The organism is Bacteroides sp. 11BF (genome assembly GCF_019633765.1).
Lineage (GTDB): Bacteria > Bacteroidota > Bacteroidia > Bacteroidales > Bacteroidaceae > Bacteroides > Bacteroides hominis.
In genome coordinates this window covers 1-448 of sequence record NZ_JAFKPJ010000090.1, presented here as the reverse complement: position 1 = coordinate 448, position 448 = coordinate 1, and the positions used below count along the sequence as shown (strand labels likewise).

Annotated in this window: 1 protein-coding gene; it reads right to left on the bottom strand. The window is 50.9% G+C overall.

Annotation, left to right across the window (positions count from 1 at the left end; all coding sequences use genetic code 11):
• Window positions 1–61: 61 nt before the first annotated feature.
• Complete coding sequence (locus tag JZY04_RS21110; RefSeq protein WP_008645944.1) at window positions 62–445, bottom strand: DUF3876 domain-containing protein; 384 nt, start codon at window positions 443–445, stop codon at window positions 62–64.
• Between the last annotated feature and the right edge of the window lie 3 nt (window positions 446–448).

Here is a 448-nt window from a genome sequence, read left to right as displayed (position 1 = left end):
GGCAGATAATAAGTGTTATTCTTGTTCTCATGTTACTTTGGATTTTAGTGGATTTCATTATTTATTGCTTGCCTATCGGATGGTCCGGTTTCGGGTTCACGCGCACATAGTCCCCGTTGGGCGAGAAGGTCAGGATGTCCGTTGCTTCGTTGTAGGACACGTCGATACGGAAGCCGGTGTTCATGAACAGGTTGCCGTTCTCTTCCTGCAAGAGATAGGTTTCCGGCTTCAGTTTGCGGCGCAGCCCGCTACGCTTGAACACCGTCACCTTATAGGCTTCGCCCTCCTTGTAGATAAGCACGTCGGGCTTGCCCTCTACACTCTCCCAGTTTCCGCAAAGCAGGTCACGGCGGTTGTCCGCTACATCGCAGGATTGCAACACCATGACCGCCAGCCCGATTAAACACTTGCTGACTTGCAGCATTTTCGTTCTTGATATACTCATACG